Origin of the sequence: Streptomyces sp. CMB-StM0423 (genome assembly GCF_002847285.1) — a bacterium.
Lineage (GTDB): Bacteria > Actinomycetota > Actinomycetes > Streptomycetales > Streptomycetaceae > Streptomyces.
Genome location: NZ_CP025407.1, coordinates 4993335 through 5011676, shown reverse-complemented (window position 1 = coordinate 5011676; position 18342 = coordinate 4993335). Strand labels below are relative to the sequence as shown.

Here is an 18342-nt window from a genome sequence, read left to right as displayed (position 1 = left end):
AGGGCGCCCCCTTCCCGTACGCGCCGGGCGCCCCCTTCCCGTAGCGCCCGCTACTGCCCCAGCACCGGCAGCAGTTCCGGCAGCCGGCCGTCCGCCGCCTCCGCCGCGCGCAGCCGCTCCTCCGGCACCTCGCCGTACGTCGTCGTCCGCGGCCGGGCCGGGCGGCCCGCGGCGGCGGCGATGGCGACGAGGTCCTTCACCGAGCGGTACGACCCGTACGACGAGCCGGCCATCCGCGAGATCGTCTCCTCCATCAGCGTGCCGCCCAGGTCGTTGGCGCCGGAGCGGAGCATCTGCGCGGCGCCGTCCGCGCCGAGCTTGACCCAGCTCGTCTGGATGTTGGTGATGTGCGGGTGGAGCAGCAGCCGGGCCATGGCGGTGACCGCGCGGTTGTCGCGCATCGTGGGTCCTGGCCGGGCGATGCCCGCGAGGTAGACCGGCGCGTTGGTGTGGATGAACGGCAGCGTGACGAACTCCGTGAAGCCGCCCGTGCGCTGCTGCAGCTCCGCGAGCAGCCGCAGATGGCCCAGCCAGTGCCGCGGCTGGTCCACGTGCCCGTACATCATCGTGGACGAGGACTTCAGGCCCAGCTCGTGCGCCGTGGTGACCACCTCGACCCAGTCGGCCGCGGGCAGCTTGCCCTTGGTGAGGATCCAGCGCACCTCGTCGTCCAGGATCTCGGCGGCCGTGCCCGGGATGGAGCCGAGCCCCGCCTCCTTGGCGGCGGTCAGCCAGTCGCGTACGGAAAGGCCGGTGCGCGCCGCGCCGTTCATGACCTCCATGGGCGAGAACGCGTGCACATGGATGCCCGGCACCCGCTCCTTGACGGCGCGGGCGATGTCGAAGTACGCCGTGCCGGGCAGGTCGGGGTGGATGCCGCCCTGCATGCAGACCTCGACGGCGCCCACGTCCCACGCCTGCTGGGCGCGGTCGGCGACCTGCTCGACGGAGAGGGTGTAGGCGTCGGCGTCGGTGCGGCGCTGGGCGAAGGCGCAGAAGCGGCAGCCGGTGTAGCAGACGTTGGTGAAGTTGATGTTCCGGGTGACGACGTACGTGACGTCGTCGCCGACCGTGGCGCGGCGCAGGTCGTCGGCGACGCCGCAGAGGGCGTCGAGGGCGGGGCCTTCGGCGTGCAGCAGGGCGAGGGCCTGGGCGTCGGTGAGCCGGGTGGGGTCGTCTGCGGCGCGGGCGAGGGCGGCGCGCACGTCGGAGTCGAGCCGGCCGGGGGCGGGGCGGTCCGGGCCGTCGGTGGCGGGGCGGTCCGGGCTTTCGGTGGCGGGGCCGGCGGTTGCCGCGGTCGCTGCGTCTGCCGCGGGGGGTGCCGCGGGGTCGCCGGACAGTTCCCTGGCCGTCTCGCGCAGGGCCTCCCAGTCCCCGTACACCGCGTCGAAGTCACCCCGCCGGTCGCCCGTGCGGCCCTCGGTGTCGATGGTGCGGTGCAGGTCCGTGCGCCCCCCGGCGGCGAAGCCGCCGTCCGGCTCCTGCCAGGGCAGGCCCCGCGGCCGTACGTCACGGGCGAGGCCCGTCTCCGGGTCGGCCAGCGCGCTGACGTGCGGCAGCACCCGGGGGTCGAGCCACGGCTCACCGCGGCGCACGAACTCCGGGTAGATGGCGAGCCGTTCGCGCAGCTCGAACCCGGCCGCCGCCGACCGCGCCGCCAGCTCGTCGAGCTGCGGCCAGGGCCGCTCCGGGTTGACGTGGTCCGGGGTCAGCGGCGAGACCCCGCCCCAGTCGTCGATGCCGGCCGCGATGAGCTTGCCGTACTCGGCGTCCACCAGGTTCGGCGGCGCCTGCACCCCGATCGCCGGGCCCAGGATGAGCCGGGTGACGGCGACGGTGGCGGCGAGGTCGTCCAACTCGGCGTCGGGCATGCCGCGCATCGCCGTGTCCGGCTTGGCGCGGAAGTTCTGCACGATGACCTCCTGGAGGCCCTGGTACGCCCGCTGCACCCGGCGCAGCGCGAACAGCGACTCGGCGCGCTCCGCCGGCGTCTCGCCGATGCCGATGAGCAGCCCGCTGGTGAACGGCACGGAGGAGCGCCCCGCGTCCTCCAGCACCCGCAGCCGTACGGCCGGCTCCTTGTCGGGCGAGCCGTGGTGCGGCCCGCCGGGCTCGCTCCACAGCCGCTCGGCTGTGGTCTCCAGCATCATCCCCATGGACGCGGCCACGGGCTTGAGCCGCTGGAATCCGGCCCAGGTCACCACGCCCGGGTTGAGGTGCGGCAGGAGGCCGGTCTCCTCCAGCACGCGGACGGCCATCGCGCGGACGTACGCCTGCGTGTCGTCGTACCCGTGCGCCTCCAGCCACTCGCGCGCCTCGGGCCAGCGGTCCTCGGGCCGGTCCCCGAGCGTGAACAGCGCCTCCTTGCAGCCGAGCGCGGCGCCGCGGCGGGCGATGTCCAGCACCTCGTCGGGGGACATGAACATCCCGTGTCCTTCCCGGCGCAGCTTGCCCGGGACGGTGACGAACGTGCAGTAGTGGCAGCGGTCCCGGCAGAGCCGGGTGAGCGGCAGGAAGACGCTGCGGGAGTACGTGATGACGCCGGGCCGGCCGGCGGCCGCCAGACCGGCGTCGCGCACCCGGGCGGCGGAGGCGGAGAGGTCGGTCAGGTCGGCACCGCGCGCCTGGAGGAGCACGGCGGCCTCGGACACGTCGAGGGCGACGCCGTCGCGGGCGCGCCTGAGGGCGCGGCGCATGGCGTTGGCAGTGGGGGCGGGGACGGGCGGGGGCTTCATCTTTCCGAGCATAGGAGGCAGGTCGGACACCGGTGCGGGTCGCGGGGCCCGCGGGGCGGCTGCGGCGAAGGGGGTTCCTGCCTGGTCAGAGGAAGCGGGCGCAGGCGTCGAGCGCCCGCAGCACCTCCGTCTCGCCGGCGGGCGGCAGTTGGACGACGGTCTCCCGTACGCCCTGCGCGGCGAAGTACGCGAGCTTGCCCTCGCTCGGCCGCACGGCGTACGGGACCACCTCCAGCGCCGCCGGATCGCGCCCGGCGTCCTCCCACACCTGGCGCAGCCGCGGGATGCTGTCGGTGAGCCCGCCGCCGCCGATGGGCATCCAGCCGTCGGCGTACTCGGCGACGTGCGCGAAGAGCTTCGGTCCCGGCCGGCCGCCGAGCAGGGTGCGCGGGCCGTACAGCGGGGAGGTGCCCTTGCGGGGGCGGGGGTCCTGGACGGGCTTGGGGTGCGCCTCGGAGGCCCGTACGGCAGTACGCGGCGCGGAGCCGCCCGCCGCATCCCCTTCGCCCTTCGTGTCGGCCGCGTCCGGTGCGTCCGGTGCGTCCGGTGCGTCCGCCGCCTCCGCCGCCGCCTCCCCGTCGTACGCCGTGGGCTCCGGCGCCCAGAGCGCGTTCATCAGCCCCATCCGCCGCCGCCCCAGTTCCCGCCGCCCGCGCCAGTCGACCCCGTGGTCGTCGGCCTCCTCCTCGTTCCACCCGAAGCCGACGCCGAGCGTGAACCGGCCGCCGGAGAGGAAGTCGAGCGTCGCGACCTGCTTCGCCAGCACGATCGGGTCGTGCTGGGCCACGAGCGTGATGCCGGTGCCGAGCGCCAGCCGCTCGGTGACGGCGGCGGCCTGGCCGAGGGCGACGAAGGGGTCGAGCGTGCGCCCGTACTCGCGGGGCAGCGGTTCGCCCATCGGGGCGGGGGTGTCGCGGCTGACGGGGATGTGCGTGTGCTCGGGGAGATAGAGCCCGTGGAAGCCGCGTTCTTCAAGCTCACGCGCGAGGGCCGGGGGGCGGACGGTCTCGTCGGTGAGGAAGACGGTCACGGAAATACGCATTCGCGCAGTATCCAGCGCGAGTCGTACGCTGGGAACAACCCCCGCGGCGATTCCCGCCGTGAGACGGGAGGCCCGTCATGTCTGTCCGGCCGCGTCGTTTGTCTTCTCTTGTGGTGTCGGTCCTGTGCGCCACCGCGTTATGCGTGCTCTTCCAGCCTGCGGTCGCCTCGGCGCAGTCGTCGGGCGGGGTCGGCTCGGCGAGCGGCGCCGCGGGCCGGTACATCGACCCGGGCATGAACGCGGGTGCCTCCATGGGCGCGACGACGACGGTCTCCGGCGGGTTCTCTTCGAGTACGGGGATCACGACGGGGGTCACCACCACGTCCGGCGGCACGGGGCCCACGACCACGGGCGGGGGCGGCGGCGTCGGCTGGGGGTCGGTGCTGTTCGTCGCCGGCGTGGTCCTGGTCTACTTCCTCGCCGGGCGGGCGATGCGCCTGATCGGCGCCGTACACCGCCGCCGCAGGCGCTGACGGCGGGTCCCCGGCCGCACCGTCCGTCGCTCACGACCCACGTGTCCCGCAGTGTTCCCTTCCGCGTCACCCGCGTATAGGACCCGTGTAGCACCGTCTCAGCGATGAACCGACGTGAAGGGACCGCACCCGTGGACAGACGCGACCTGTTGAAGCTCTCGGCGGCCACCGCCGGAGTGATGACGCTCGCCCCCGTCAGCTTCGCCAGCGCGGCAGACGACGCAGAAGGCTCCGCCGCCGGCTCCGAGGACAGCCGGACCGTCACCGGCCATCTGGAGCCGGGCGCACCGGACTTCGTCTACCTGCCCGTCGACGTGCCGCGCGGGGTGCGCGAGATCCACGTCTCGTACCGCTACGACCGCCCCCAGGTGCCCGCGGGCACGACGGGCAACGCCCTGGACATCGGCATCTTCGACGAGCACGGCACCCGCGACGGCGGCCGGGGCTTCCGCGGCTGGTCGGGCGGCTTCCGCACGGAGTTCGCGATCAGTGCCGACCGGGCGGCGACGACGCCCGCGTACCTGCCGGGTCCGGTACGGGCCGGCCGCTGGCACGTGGTGCTCGGCCCGTACACGATCGCCCCGCAGGGTCTCGACTACGAGGTGACGATCACTCTGCGCTACGGCCCGGCGGCCGAGACCGCCCCGCCGCGGTTCCCGCCGGAGCGCGCCAAGGGCCGCGGCCGGGCGTGGTACCGCGGGGACTGCCACCTGCACACGGTGCACTCGGACGGCGCCCGTACGCCCGCGGAGACCGCGGCGGCGGCGCGGGCGGCGAAGCTCGACTTCATCACGACGACGGAGCACAACACGTCCTCCGGGCACGCCGCGTGGGACGGGCTGTGGGGTGACGACCTGCTGGTGCTGTGCGGCGAGGAGGTGACGACGCGCAACGGGCACTACCTGGCGGTCGGCACCGACCCGGGCGTGTTCGTCGACTGGCGCTACCGGGCACGGGACGACGCGTACCCGCGCTACGTGCGGCAGATCCACGCGGCCGGCGGGCTGGTCGTGCCTGCGCACCCCAACTGCCCGTTCGTCGGCTGCCAGTGGAAGTTCGGCTACGAGGGCGCCGACGCGGTCGAGGTGTGGAACGGGCCGTGGACGACGGACGACGAACTGGCGGTGGCGGCCTGGGACAACGCCCTGACGGCGGGCCGCGAGGGCGGCGGCCCGATGGACTGGCTGCCGGCGCTGGGCAACAGCGACGCGCACCGTGACGGCCAGGTCGTGGGCCTGCCGCAGACGGTGGTGCTGGCCGACGACCTGTCCCGGCAGGCGCTGCTGGCGGGCCTGCGGGCGGGGCGGAGCTGGCTGGCGGAGTCGGCGGACGTGGACGTGGAGTTCACGGCGTCGGGCCCGCGGGGCGAGCACGCGGGCATCGGGGAGCGGCTGCGGGCGGCGCCGGACGGAAAGGTGACGGTACGGCTGAAGGTCACCGGCGGCCCGGCGAAGGCGCAGGTCCGGTTCATGACGGACGAGGGCCAGTTGTACGCCACGACCCTGGCGGACGGCGCGGGGACGGTGGAGTGGCAGACGACGCCGTCGTACGCGGCGTTCGTCCGCGCGGAGGTCCGGCACCCGGCGGCGGACGGCGGGGCGAGCGGGCTGCCGGGGGCGATGGCGGCGATGACGAACCCGATCTGGCTGGGCCGCTGAAGCGGAGACGCTGAGGCGGGGGGCCGGGGCGTAGCGGAAGACGCTCCGGCCGGGCAAGCGGCGCCCTCCGGCGGATCGATCCCGGAGGGACGCCGCTGCCGCTCGGGTCAGGCGGGTGCGGGCACTGCCCGGCCGAGGTGGCGGGCGAGGAAAGGGTGGGCCGCTCCCCCGGCAAGAAGCCCGTGGCGGCCGGGCCTCCCCCGTTCCCGGAAAGCCGGAACGCCCGGAAAGAGGGGAACGAGGCCCCTTACCGCAGCACCCGTAGCACGCCTTCCGGTTTCGGACCCCCCTGTTTCGGCCCTGCCCGAACGGGCACGGCCTCTTCAGGACATATAGAATCCAGCCGAACTGACGCGTGCGGCAGGTTTGGCCTATGTGGTCGTCCCTCGTGATCGTCTTCGCCAAGGTGGTCGACAGGGGCACACCGCAGCGCCCTCCTGACGAGGCGTCAGCTCACGCGCGGTGCGTAACCGGGGGCGCACGGCGAGGATCACGCGCCGCGCCGCTGCGCGGGGTGTGCTCCCGAAGGCCGAAAAACGTCCACTTACTGGGCCATTGGCCCAGCCAGAGCGCTGTCGTTGCTGACTAAAACACCCCCGGCAGGGCAGACTTGGCTATCTGGAATCACCGGGACCGGGGAGGGGGCGGCCATGGCCCACGAAGACGAGACGAGTGCGCTGCGCTTCGCCGTGCTCGGTCCCGTTCGTGCCTGGCGCGGCGAGGAATCCCTCCCGGTGGGTACGCCGCAGCAGCGGGCGATGCTCGCGGCACTGCTGCTGCGCGGTGGCCGTACGGCCACGGCCCAGGAGCTGGTCGACGGCATCTGGGGCGAGGAATCCCCGCCGCGCGCGGTGTCCGCCCTGCGCACGTACGCGTCCCGGCTCCGCCGGACGCTCGGCGCCGACGCCCTGGTCAGCGAGGCCGGCGGCTACGCGATCCGGGCCCACGGCACCGAGGTCGACATCGCCACCGCGGAGGAGCTGGCCCGCTCGGCCGAAACCGCCGCCTCGGCGGGCGACTTCGCCAAGGCCCGCGAGCTGTACGCGGGCGCGCTCGCCCAGTTCACCGGCGAACCGCTCGGCGGCGTGCCCGGCCCGTACGCCGACTGGCACCGCGACCGCCTCGAAGAGCTGCGCCTGTCCCTGCTGGAGCACCGCATCGAGCTGGACCTCGACGCCGCCCGGCACGCGGAGGCCGTCTCCGAGCTGACGGCACTGACCGCGGGCCACCCGCTGCGTGAACGGTTCCGCGAGCTGCTGATGCTGGCCCTCTACCGCAGCGGCCGGCAGGCCGAGGCCCTCGCCGTGTACGCGGACACCCGCCGCCTGCTCCAGGACGAACTCGGCGTCGACCCGCGCCCGGAGCTGGCCGACCTCCAGCAGCGCATCCTCCAGGCCGACGAGGACCTGGCCGCCCCGAAGACCGAACCCCTCGCGGGCGACGCCCCGTTCCGCGTCGTACGTCCGGCGCAACTGCCCGCGACCGTCTCGGACTTCACCGGCCGCGTCGGTGTCGTGGAGGAACTGGGCAAGGAGCTGGCGAACGCGCCGGACTCGGTGATGGCGGTGTCGTCGGTCTCCGGCATCGGCGGCGTGGGCAAGACGACGCTGGCCGTGCACGTCGCGCACGCGGCGCGGGAGTCCTTCCCCGACGGCCAGTTGTACGCGGACCTCCAGGGCTCGGGCCCGTCCCCGGCCGAACCGGCCGCCGTCCTCGGCGCGTTCCTCCGCGCCCTGGGCACCCCGGACGCGGACATCCCGGAGCCGGTAGACGAACGCGCCGCGCTCTACCGCTCGGTGCTCGCGGGCCGCCGCATACTGACCCTCCTCGACAACGCCCGCGACGCCGCCCAGGTACGCCCCCTCCTCCCCGGCACGGAGGGCTGCGCGGCGCTGATCACGTCCCGCACGAGGATGACGGACCTGGCCGGCGCGCACCACGTCGACCTGGACGTGATGGCCCCGGACGAAGCGCTGCTGCTCTTCACCCGCATCGTCGGCGCCGAACGCGTGGACCTGGAACGCGACGCCGCCATGGACGTGGTAGCCGCCTGCGGCTTCCTCCCCCTGGCCATCCGCATCGCGGCCTCCCGCCTGGCGGCACGCCGCACGTGGACGGTGTCGGTACTGGCCCGCAAACTGTCGGACGAACACCGCCGCCTGGACGAACTCCGGGTGGGCGACCTGGCGGTCAAGGCCACCTTCGAGCTGGGCTACGGCCAACTCGAACCCGAACAGGCCCGCGCCTTCCGCCTCCTGGGCCTGGCCGACGGCCCGGACATCTCGGTGACGGCGGCGGCGGCGATCGTGGACCGCACGACGGAGGACGCGGAAGAACTCCTGGAAGCCCTGGTAGACGCCAGCCTCCTGGAGTCGGCGGCCCCGGGCCGCTACCGCTACCACGACTTGGTGCGGCTCTTCGCCCGCGACTGCACCGAACGCGAGGAGCCCCCGGCGGAACGCGAGGCGGCGCTGTCGCGCCTGCTGGACTTCTACCTGGCGACGGCGGCGAGGGTGTACGAGCTGGGCCGCCCGGGCGACACGCTGATGAAGCACCTGACGCGTGCGATCGAGGCCGGGCTGGAGTTCCGCAGCCGAGAGGCTGCCCTGGACTGGCTCTTCCGGGAAGCCGACCCCCTGCTCGCGGCCGTCCGGCAGGCTGCCCGCGGGAGCAATCTCGCGTCCGCAGCAGACTTGCTGCTCGTCGCCAAGGACCTCGCCGAATCCGGTGCGTATTCGCTCCCGTTCGTCCGCGCCGCAACTGCCGCCCTGGCAGCAGCGCAGGCAGAGGACGACACTCGCAGCCAGTGCAGGGCGCACACGGTGCTGTCCTCCGCGCACATCTTCTCGGGCCGGTTCGAGCAAGCAGATCAGCACGCGACATCCGCATTGCTTCTCAGCGAGACGTGCGACGACATCTGGGCACGCGGTGAAGCGGCCACGGACCGCGGCCTCATCGCCTCCATCCAGGAACGTCACGGGGACGCCGAGGACTACCTGGAGTCTGCACTGAGCGCCTATCGCGCCGACGGCAACCTCGACGGTGAGGCCATCGCGCTCAGCAACCTCTCGCGGCTCCACAACGACATGGGCAGCGCGGCGACGGCGGTGCAACTCGCGGAGCAGGCAATCGCGATATACCGAAAGCTCAACGCAGAGTTCCGACTCGCCAACGTTATGTATGCGCTGGGAATCGCCCTCACCGGTCTCCGCCGCCACGAGGAAGCGCTCGCCCAACTGACCCAGGCGCTTGGGATCTTCCGCGCCCACAGGATGAGCCTCTGGGACGGCCTCACGCTGTTCCGGCTGGCTGAGGTACACCTCGCTGCCGGGCAGGCCACGGAATCCGCCGCCCAGGCCGAGCAGGCGCTCACGCGGCTGCAGGGCATCGGCGGTGACTGGCACCGGGCCAGCGTGCTGACCGTACTCGGCCGTGCGCTGGAGCAGATCAGCCAGTCCGGTCGTGCCCGAGCCTGCTGGTCCGAAGCTCTGTCGCTGCACGAGAGGGCGGGGGCCACGGAAGCAGCCCAGGTACGCGCCCTCCTCAGCCCGTCGGCCGTCGCCTGACGCACGGTCAACGCGGCCGTTCATCGAACGTTTATCACGAACAGGCACTCTTCTTGTCATAGGCCCGTCACTTCAGGGGAATGGCAGGCCCGCCGAGCGGCCGCAGTGCAGCACCATTATGGTGAGCGGCCGCACGGCGCCCGTCCGGCGATCCGCGGGGGAGTCGCCGGACGGGTCGCCACGGATATGCACGCCACCGATAAGGGGGAGAGCAAGTGCCGGAGAAAGACGAAAAGCTCAAGTACACGACAAAGGGCAACTCCCGGCCGACGCCGCCGACCGACGAGCCCGACCCGAACCACGACCCGACGACGGTCCATGAGCCCACCAAGGACGACGACTCGAACGGCGACCTCAAGCCGCTCGGCAACTCAAGGCCCTAACGGGCCTGCAGAACGGCCCGAGGGGGGGCCGAAACGGCCCGGTCGCGGCAGCAAGATGGGGACTGCTGCGGCCGGGCCTTCCTCTTGTCCTGGAGCGTGACTTGCCTTCTCTCATCCACCCCGCCCGTCGACATCGGGCCGTGCGCGCCGACGCTGCTGACACAGCGCCACGCCCCACGAAGGACTGTCGAACCGGGGGTCGTTGTACCGGAGGGGGTGGCGTATGGCTGGCGGGCGAGCGGTGAAGTCGTGTACTTCGCGGTGCTCGGGCCCGTGGCGACGTGGCGTGGTGCCGCACCCGTCAACGTCGGTCCGCCGCAGCAGCGCTGCGTACTCGCCGCCCTGCTCATCGGCTCCGGCCACCACGCCACCACCCACGAACTCGTCGACGCCCTCTGGGGCGACGACCCGCCGCGCGATGCCGTGGGGACGGTACGTACGTACGTCTCCCGGCTCTGCAAGGCACTCGGCCCCGACGCCCACCTCATCACCGGCCGGGCCCGCGGCTACGTCCTGCGGCCCGGGGCCGGCGCCGTGTCGGACGTGGCGATCGCCGAACAGGCCGTCGCCCTGGCCGACTCGGCTACGCAGGACGGCGACGCCGAACGGGCCCGGTCGCTGCTCCGCGAGGCCCTCGCGCTCTGGGACGGCGAGCCGCTCACCGGCCTGCCCGGGGCGTTCGCGGAAACCGAGCGCGCGCGGCTCACCGAGTGCGGCTGTCGCTGCTGGAGCGCCGGCTCGCCCTCGACATCGAGTCGCACGACTACGCGGAGGCGATCTCGGAGCTGACGGCGTTGACGGCGGCGTACCCGCTGCGGGAGCGGTTCCGGGAGCTGCTGATGCTCTCACTGTCCCGCAGCGGCCGGCAGGCCGAGGCGCTGGCGGCCTACACGGACAGCCGGCGGCTTCTGATCGATGAGCTGGGCGTCGAGCCCGGCCCGAAGTTGGCGGAACTGCAGCAGCGGATCCTCCGGGGAGGTGAGCAGCCCGTGGCACCAGCGGCCACCACGACCGCGCGGTTGTCGCCTGCTCAGTTGCCGGCGAGGCTGGCGGACTTCACGGGCCGGGACGCGTTCGTCGACGAGCTGGGCAAGCAGTTGGAGCAGGCGTCCGGCATGGTGATGGCGGTGTCCTCGGTCTCGGGCATCGGCGGCGTCGGCAAGACGACGCTGGCCGTGCACGTGGGGCATGCGGTACGGGATTCGTTCCCCGACGGCCAGTTGTACGCCGACCTCCAGGGCGCCGGTGCGTCACCGGCGGAACCGGCCGCCGTCCTCGGCTCGTTCCTCCGCTCGCTGGGCACCCCGGACGCCGAGATCCCCGAGCCGCTGGAGGAACGCGCGGCGCTCTTCCGGTCGGTGCTGGCGGGCCGCCGCGTCCTGGCCCTGCTCGACAACGCCCGCGACGCCGCCCAGGTACGGCCCCTCCTCCCCGGCACCGAGGGCTGCGCCGCGGTGATCACCTCCCGCGCCCGTATGACGGACCTGGCCGGCGCCCACCACGTGGACCTCGACGTGATGGCGCCGGACGAGGCGCTGCTGCTCTTCACCCGCATCGTCGGCGCCCACCGCGTCACCCCGGAGCGCAACGCGGCGATGGACGTCGTCGCGGCCTGCGGCTTCCTGCCCCTGGCGATACGCATCGCCGCCTCCCGGCTGGCCGCCCGCCGCACATGGACGGTCTCCGTCCTGGCCCGCAAGCTGTCCGACGAACACCGCCGCCTGGACGAACTCCGCGTCGGCGACCTGGCGGTGAAGGCCACCTTCGAGCTGGGCTACGGCCAGTTGGAACCGGAACAGGCACGCGCGTTCCGCCTCCTGGGCCTGGTCGACGGCCCGGACATCTCGCTGAGCGCGGCCGCCGCGATCCTGGACCGCACGGAGGACGACGCCGAAGACCTCCTGGAAACCCTGGTCGACACCAGCCTCCTGGAGTCAGCAGCTCCGGGCCGCTACCGCTACCACGACCTCCTCCGCCTCTTCGCCCGCGCCTGCGCACGCCGCGAGGAACCGCCTGCGGAGCGCCAGGCGGCCGAGATCCGCCTCCTGGACTTCTACCTGGCCTCAGCGGCACGGGTCTATGAACTGGGCCGCCCGGGCGACACCCTGACCAGGCACCTTCCGCCCGTGTCGTACGAGGGTCTGGCCTTCGGCTGTCGCGAAGCCGCACAGGACTGGCTCTTCAACGAGGCCCCATGCCTGCTCGCCACGGCACAGCAATTCGCCCACGGGGAGTCCCTGTCCCGCGCGGTCGACCTCCTCTGGGTGACGAAGGATCTCGCCGAGTCCGGCATCTACTCACAGCCGTTCATCCTGGCGGCGGACCGCCTCCTTGATGCCTCCCGGCAGGCGGGCGACAGCCGTACCCAGGCCCGTGCCCACGACGTCCTGGCCGGGGTCCACATCGACGCCGGTTGCTTCAGGGCGGCGGACCTGCATGCGCAATGCGCCTACGAGCTCGCCCGGCGCGACCCGGATCCGCTCGTGATCGGCCACGCACAGAGCAACCGCGGAATCATCGCCGGCATTCAGGGCCGCTACGACGACGCCGGTGACCACCTCGCACTGGCGCTGTCCGAGTACCGCGCCGACGGCAATCTGCTCGGCGAAGCCTCCGTCCTCAGCAATCTCTCCCGCATGCACTGCGGCGCGGGCCGGATCTCGATCGCCATCGAGCTGGCCGAGCAGTCGCTGACCGCCCATCGCCAGCTCGGTACGAGCTTCCGGATGGCGAACAGCATGTACGCCCTCGGCATCGCCCTCACCGCTGCCGGCCGGCACGACGACGCGCTGATCCAGCACACCCAGGCCCTCAGCATCTTCCGCGAGAACCGCATGCACCTCTGGGACGGCATGACCCAATTCCGCATGGCCGAAGCGGCCCTCGCCGCCGGGCGGCACTCGCAGGCCGCCGTGCTAGCCGAGCAGGCGCTCGGGCGGTTGCAGGGCATCGGGGGTGACTGGCATCGCGGGGTCGTGCTGACCCTTCTGGGCCGTACGCTGCTGGCGATGGGGCACAAGGGGCGCGCTCGGGTCTGCTTGGCCGAGGCGCTCAGTCTGCTGGAGAGGGCGGATTCCGCGGAGGCCGCCGAGGTCAGCTCGCTGCTGGCGTCCATCCCTCCGGGCTGAGGGCCCTCACGGCGGTCCGTTCCCCAGCAGGGCCACCGCCCCGTACACTCCCGACGCCAGCGCGCATCCCGCCACCGTCCCCACCCCCCAGCGCCACCGCCCCAGCCACCCCGCCACCGGCAGCAGCAGTGGGAACGCCGGGAGCAGCAGGCGGGGGCGGGAGCCGAAGTAGGCGGAGCCGGCGAGGGAGAGGGCCACCGTGGTGAGGCTGAAGGCGAGGAGCGCGGGCGGCTGGCGGTCGCGGACGATGTGCATGGTCAGGAGGGCCAGGGCCGCGAACCCCGCGCAGAGCGCGGCGCCCGTGAGCGGCGACGGCCAGGGGCCCGTCAGGCGGGCCCAGGTGAAGCGGGCCAGGGCGGCGCCGCCGTCGACCCTGTTGCCCCACTCCGCCTGTACGTCGAGGTAGCCCGTGGGGCTTCCGCGGTGGACGCCCACGTACGTGACGTACGCCAGCCACCCCACCGGCGCCAGCAGCACCCCCGCCGCCGCCCGCCGGCGCTCCGCGCCCCGTACCCCCAGCGCCGCCACCGCCAGCGCCGCGATCAGCGCCACCCCGCTCGGCCGGCAGAGCCCCGCGAACGCCGCCAGCCCGCCCGCCGCGCGCCACCGGCCCGTCTGCACCGCGTACAGCGACCACGCCGCCAGCGCCGTGAACAGCGACTCGGTATACGCCATCCACTGCACGTAACCCACCGGCACCGCCCCCCACAGGGCGGCGAGGAAGGCCCCGGTCCGGTGCCCCGCCACGTGTGCGCCGACCGCGTAGATGCCCGCGGCGGCGGCGAAGGACGCCGTACCGGCGACCAGCAGCCCGGCGTCGGCGGCGTCGAGCGGCGAGACCGCCGACAGGCCCCGTTCCAGCAGCGGCAGCAGCGGGAAGAAGGCCAGGTCGGGGTGGACGGTGCCGTCGGGGAGGCGGATTTCGTGGCCGTAGCCGTCGCGGGCGATGCGCTGGTACCAGACCGCGTCCCAGCGGCCGTCGAGCCGGTGCCACGGGTCCTCGCCCCGGAGCGCCGCGCCCGCGCAGAGGGCGAGCAGGCCCGTGAGGCGCACGGCCGCGTACGCCGCCACGGCCTGCAGCGCGTACGGAACGGACGGGAGCGGGCGCGCAGTCGACGGGACCCGCAGGTCCGCAGGCGATGGGGCCGGCATGCAGGACCTCACCTCGGTGGTACGGAATCCGGAAGTCCGGATTGTCTCCCGCGACCACTGCGCGCAGGCTGCAGGACACTGCGACGGCGCGCGTCGGACCCGAAGAATTCCCGCGGCCTTCAGCTTTGCAGCCGCCTTCCCTCCCGGCGGTCTCAGCCCTGCGGTGCCTGCGTCGAGCCTGATTCCTGGAGGTCACGCGCCTCCGACAGACACGCCCGCGCCCGGTCCGCCTGCCCGAGTTCGTCGAGGGCCCGGCCCAGCACGGTCAGCGCGCTCCCCCGGTGCCAGTCGCCGCCGATACCGCGGAGCTGGGAGAGGGCCTTCTCAGCGTACGAAGCGGCCTCGGCCGGCCGCCCCATGGAGAGGTGGACCTGCGCGATACGGAAGTGGGCCAGCCCCACCCACAGGCCCATGCGGTCCTCGCCGAAAGCCGCGACGGCGAGGTCCAGTTGGGCGAGGGCGTCCGCGTGCCGACCGGCCTGGTTCAGCGCGATGGCCAGGTGGTACCTGCTGCATGCCATGCGGAGCAGTGCGCCGGCCCGCCTGTCGATCTCCACGGTCTGCTCGGCCAGCTCGATCGCGGTGGCCGTCGCACCCGCGTCGAGGTGGACGCGCGCGAGGTTGCTCAGCGCACAGGACTCCCCGTCCAGGTTCCCGTCCGCGCGGTAGGCGACCAGGGCCCGTTCCAGGTAGTACCGGGCGTCGTCCAGGTTTCCCAGAACGGAAGCCGTGACCCCGCGGTCGTTCGCGGCCTCGCCGGACTCCCAGATGTCCTTGCGGGCACCGGCCGAGCCATGGGCGTCGCCCGCGTGCTGGTACGACAGCTCGAACCGGCCCGTGAACTGGTGAGCCGACGCCAGCACGACATGCGCCCGCGCCTGGCTACGCACGTCGCCCGCCTCTTCCGCCGCCGCCAGCAGGGCCGTGGCCAGGCGTAGGAACCGCGGGGAGTGCAAACCGGACTCCGCGAGGTCCTTGGCCGTGAGCAGCACGTCCACGGTGCGCGGGAGCGAGTCGCCGTGGGCGAACTGGCGGGCGGCGGCGAGCAGGCACTCCACCTCGGTGAAGAGCCAGTCCCGTGCCGTGTGCTGGTTGTCGAAGTCGAGCCCGGCGTGGGTCACCGGGGCCAGGTGCCTGATCAGGGTGTCGCCCGGGCGGCCCAGCTCGTACACCCGTGCCGCCGTGGCCAGGTAGAAGTCCAGGAGGCGGGATACGGCTGCCTCACGTTCCGCCTGCGGCTCCTCGCGGGTCGCGCAGGTGCGGGCGAAGAGGCGGAGGAGGTCGTGGTAGCGGTAGCGGCCCGGTGCTACGGATTCGAGGAGGCTGGTGTCCACCAGGGCCTCCAGGACGTCTTCCGTGTCCTCTTCCGTACGGTCCAGGATCGCCGCCGCCGCGCTCAGCGAGATGTCCGGGCCGTCGGCCAGGCCCAGGAGGCGGAACGCGCGGGCCTGTTCGGGTTCCAACTGGCCGTAGCCCAGTTCGAAGGTGGCCTTCACCGCCAGGTCGCCGACCTGGAGTTCGTCCAGGCGGCGGTGTTCGTCCGACAGCTTGCGGGCCAGCACCGCCACCGTCCACGTGCGGCGCGCCGCCAGCCGGGAGGCCGCGATGCGGATCGCCAACGGCAGGAAGCCGCACGCCGCCACCACATCCATCGCCGCCGGGCGGTGCGGGTCGACGCGGTCGGCGCCGACGACGCGGGTGAAGAGCAGGAGGGCCTCGTCCGGGTCCATCACGTCCAGGTCGACGTGGTGCGCGCCGACGAGATGGGCCATACGGGCGCGGGAGGTGATCAGGGCCGCACAGCCCTCCGTGCCGGGGAGGAGGGGGCGTACCTGGGCGGCGTCGCGGGCGTTGTCGAGCAGGGCCAGGACACGGCGGCCCGCCAGCACCGAGCGGTACAGCGCGGCGCGTTCAGTCAGCGACTCGGGGATGTCGGCGTCCGGGACGTTCAGGGCGCGCAGGAACGAGCCGAGGATGCCCGCCGGGTCGACCGGGGACGGGCCCCAGCCCTGGAGGTCGACGTACAACTGGCCGTCGGGGAAGGACTCCCGCGCCGCGTGCGCGACGTGCACCGCCAGCGTCGTCTTGCCCACCCCGCCGATGCCCGAGACCGACGACACCGCCACCACCATGTGCGGCGCCTGCACCAACTGCTTGCCCAGCTCCTCCACCACGTGGTCCCGGCCGGTGAAGTCCGGCAGCGTCGCGGGGAGTTGCGCCGGGGCGACCGAGGCGGTGACCGATGCGGGGGCCGGCTGGTCCGTGCCGCGCAGGATCCGCTGCTGGAGCGCCGCCAGCTCCTGGCCCGGTTCGACGCCCACTTCGTCCGTGAGCTGGCGCCGCGTGTCCGTGTAGACGGCCAGCGCCTCGGCCTGCCGCCCGCTGCGGTACAGCGCCAGCATCAGCAGCTCCCGGAACCGCTCGCGCAGCGGGTACGCCGCCGTCAGTGCCGTCAGCTCCGAGATCGCCTCCGCCCGCCGCCCGGTCTCGACGTCCAGCTCCAACTGCCCTTCAAGCAGCGCCAGCCGCCACTCCGCCAGCCGGGTCCGCTGCCGCTCCGCGTACGGTCCCGGCAGCCCGGCGAGCGGTTCGCCGTCCCACAGGTCCAGCGCGCCGCGGCGCAGCTCCCGGGCCCGTTCCACGTGGCCCGCGGCCCGGGCGGCGTCCGCGTCGGCCGCCAGCCGGGTGGCGGTCTCGACGTCCAGTCCCGCGCCCGCGCGCAGGTGTACGGCGTAGCCGCCGGCCTCGCCGCGCAGCAGGTCCGCGTCGGGGCCGAGGGCGCGGCGCAGCCGGGAGACATAGGTGCGTATCGTGCCGGTCGCGTCCCGCGGCGGGTCCTCGCCCCACACCGCGTCGACCAGCTCTTCCACGGCCACGTGCCGACCGCCCCGCAGCAACAGCACGGCGAGCACTGCCCGCTGCTGCGGCGAGCCCATGCTCAGGGGCCGTCCGGCCTGCCTGACCCGCACCGGTCCGAGCAGGGCGAAGCGCACCGACGCGCCCTCCGCCGGGCCCTCTCCGGATAACTCCGCGTGCTCACCCTCGGACATCGCCACCCCCTGTCCAGTCCCGCGCACACAGTCTGCCGCACCCGGGACACCCCCGCCACCGGCCCGTTTGCGACAGCCGGCCGGGCCGATTGACAGCGGATTGACGGCCTCCGACGCACCGTCCACAGCATGTCCATGGCCGTCCGTTTCGCTGGACGGCATGAGCGACTCGACTCCCCGGAAAGAATCGCACGCACACGGTCTTCGTCTCGTCGTCGGCGCGTTCCCGGACGAGCCGGTCGACCCGCGGCCCGTGCGGCAGCTCCCCGCACCGCCGCCGCCTCATCTGGTGCCGGTGCTGGCCGAGTTGTCACGCGGTACGCCCGACACGGTCGCCTGCCGAAAACTGCACATGTCCCCGCGCACGTACAGCAGGCGGGTGGCGGAACTGCTGGAGTGCCTGGGCGCGGAGAGCAGGTTCCAGGGCGGGGCACAGGCGGTACGGCGGGGGTGGCTCGTCGGGGCGTGCCTCGCCGGTACGGCGGAGGGGGGCTGAAGGGGCTGCTGATCGGCGGGCGGGCGGCTGCTGGACGGCGGGTGGTTTCGCAGTCCGGTGCCTCAAGTCCCGTATCAGCTACGCGCCCTGCTCCCGCAGCGCGCGCAGCGGCACGGCGGCCAGCGCCCCGGCAGCGGCACCGGGTCCCCGTCCGAGGGCCGGTAGCGCGTACGGCTCGCGGGGCCGCGGCGGCCGGACCGCGAGACGTGGTAGACGGTGAGCGTCAGGCCCGGGTGGTCCGGCGGCGGGCGCAGCGGCTTCGATGCCATCGGGCCCCCCTCACCTCGGTTCCGCGGCCGCCGGGATGTCGACGAGGTCCAGGTAGGCGAACGCGAAGACCGCCGCCTCCGCGCGCGAGCGGACCCCGATCTTGCGTACGGCGTTGCTGAGATGCGCCCGTACCGTCCGTTCCGAAATCCCCAGCCGGCGCGCGATCAGCCGGTTCCCCGCGCCCGTACCGACGAGGAAGAGCGTCTGGCGCTCACGCTCGGTCAGAAGCGGGATGCCGTCCGGGTCCCCCGGAGCCCGTAAACGCCCTTGCGTGGCGGCCTCGCACAGGCTCGTCCTCCTCTGGCCCACGACAGTCAGTCCTCCCAGCCCCCCGATTCGCAGTGGCATGGCAGCCGCGAAAGTATTCCGGCGGCCGGACGCCGGTCAAG

At 73.5% G+C, this 18342-nt stretch carries 11 protein-coding genes and 1 pseudogene; 6 read left to right on the top strand and 6 right to left on the bottom strand.

Annotation, left to right across the window (positions count from 1 at the left end; all coding sequences use genetic code 11):
- Positions 1 to 50 precede the first annotated feature (50 nt).
- The gene (locus tag CXR04_RS21875) at positions 51 to 2747 is read right to left on the bottom strand and encodes a bifunctional FO biosynthesis protein CofGH (protein ID WP_101424013.1); all 2697 of its coding nucleotides are present in this window, start codon (positions 2745 to 2747) and stop codon (positions 51 to 53) included.
- A 73-nt stretch (positions 2748 to 2820) separates the two neighbouring features.
- Positions 2821 to 3777 carry an LLM class flavin-dependent oxidoreductase gene (locus CXR04_RS21870; protein ID WP_101424012.1) on the bottom strand — a complete coding sequence of 319 codons (957 nt, stop codon included), beginning with the start codon at positions 3775 to 3777 and terminating at the stop codon, positions 2821 to 2823.
- Positions 3778 to 3920: 143 nt separating this feature from the next.
- Here CXR04_RS21870 and CXR04_RS21865 point away from each other — a divergent pair, with 143 nt between their 5' ends.
- From CXR04_RS21865 to CXR04_RS21850, 5 genes and pseudogenes are all read left to right on the top strand, one after another.
- Positions 3921 to 4250 carry a hypothetical protein gene (locus tag CXR04_RS21865; RefSeq protein WP_234380400.1) on the top strand — a complete coding sequence of 110 codons (330 nt, stop codon included), beginning with the start codon at positions 3921 to 3923 and terminating at the stop codon, positions 4248 to 4250.
- 179 nt (positions 4251 to 4429) lie between these two features.
- A complete protein-coding gene (locus tag CXR04_RS21860; protein WP_101426520.1) occupies positions 4430 to 5908 on the top strand; it encodes a CehA/McbA family metallohydrolase in 1479 nt (492 codons plus the stop codon).
- 650 nt (positions 5909 to 6558) lie between these two features.
- Complete coding sequence (locus tag CXR04_RS21855; protein WP_101424010.1) at positions 6559 to 9474, top strand: AfsR/SARP family transcriptional regulator; 2916 nt, start codon at positions 6559 to 6561, stop codon at positions 9472 to 9474.
- A gap of 215 nt (positions 9475 to 9689) precedes the next feature.
- Positions 9690 to 9857: a hypothetical protein gene (locus tag CXR04_RS35300; RefSeq protein WP_199850506.1), complete on the top strand. Its 168-nt coding sequence runs from the start codon at positions 9690 to 9692 to the stop codon at positions 9855 to 9857.
- Between the two features lie 249 nt (positions 9858 to 10106).
- A pseudogene (locus CXR04_RS21850) lies at positions 10107 to 12985 on the top strand (BTAD domain-containing putative transcriptional regulator).
- Between the two features lie 6 nt (positions 12986 to 12991).
- Here CXR04_RS21850 and CXR04_RS21845 read toward each other — a convergent pair.
- The gene (locus tag CXR04_RS21845; protein ID WP_101424009.1) at positions 12992 to 14137 is read right to left on the bottom strand and encodes a hypothetical protein; all 1146 of its coding nucleotides are present in this window, start codon (positions 14135 to 14137) and stop codon (positions 12992 to 12994) included.
- 152 nt (positions 14138 to 14289) lie between these two features.
- Positions 14290 to 17187, bottom strand: coding sequence for an AfsR/SARP family transcriptional regulator (locus CXR04_RS21840; protein ID WP_101424008.1), 2898 nt, complete (start codon positions 17185 to 17187; stop codon positions 14290 to 14292).
- 160 nt (positions 17188 to 17347) lie between these two features.
- Between CXR04_RS21840 and CXR04_RS36085 the strand changes: the two genes are divergently transcribed.
- The gene (locus CXR04_RS36085) at positions 17348 to 17683 is read left to right on the top strand and encodes a hypothetical protein (protein WP_234380398.1); all 336 of its coding nucleotides are present in this window, start codon (positions 17348 to 17350) and stop codon (positions 17681 to 17683) included.
- Positions 17684 to 17757: 74 nt separating this feature from the next.
- Here CXR04_RS36085 and CXR04_RS21830 read toward each other — a convergent pair whose 3' ends face one another.
- The gene (locus CXR04_RS21830; RefSeq protein ID WP_101424006.1) at positions 17758 to 17952 is read right to left on the bottom strand and encodes a hypothetical protein; all 195 of its coding nucleotides are present in this window, start codon (positions 17950 to 17952) and stop codon (positions 17758 to 17760) included.
- Positions 17953 to 17962: 10 nt separating this feature from the next.
- Entirely contained in the window at positions 17963 to 18262 is a 300-nt protein-coding gene (locus CXR04_RS21825; protein ID WP_234380397.1) for a helix-turn-helix domain-containing protein, read from the bottom strand.
- Positions 18263 to 18342 lie beyond the last annotated feature (80 nt).

Coding starts and splice junctions, on each gene's coding strand:
- CXR04_RS21875 (WP_101424013.1), bottom strand. CDS start 2,747: ATGCTCGGAAAGATGAAGCCCCCGCCCGTCCCCGCCCCCACTGCCAAC.
- CXR04_RS21870 (WP_101424012.1), bottom strand. CDS start 3,777: ATGCGTATTTCCGTGACCGTCTTCCTCACCGACGAGACCGTCCGCCCC.
- CXR04_RS21860 (WP_101426520.1), top strand. CDS start 4,430: ATGACGCTCGCCCCCGTCAGCTTCGCCAGCGCGGCAGACGACGCAGAA.
- CXR04_RS21855 (WP_101424010.1), top strand. CDS start 6,559: ATGGCCCACGAAGACGAGACGAGTGCGCTGCGCTTCGCCGTGCTCGGT.
- CXR04_RS21845 (WP_101424009.1), bottom strand. CDS start 14,137: ATGCCGGCCCCATCGCCTGCGGACCTGCGGGTCCCGTCGACTGCGCGC.
- CXR04_RS21840 (WP_101424008.1), bottom strand. CDS start 17,187: ATGTCCGAGGGTGAGCACGCGGAGTTATCCGGAGAGGGCCCGGCGGAG.
- CXR04_RS36085 (WP_234380398.1), top strand. CDS start 17,348: ATGAGCGACTCGACTCCCCGGAAAGAATCGCACGCACACGGTCTTCGT.
- CXR04_RS21830 (WP_101424006.1), bottom strand. CDS start 17,952: ATGGCATCGAAGCCGCTGCGCCCGCCGCCGGACCACCCGGGCCTGACG.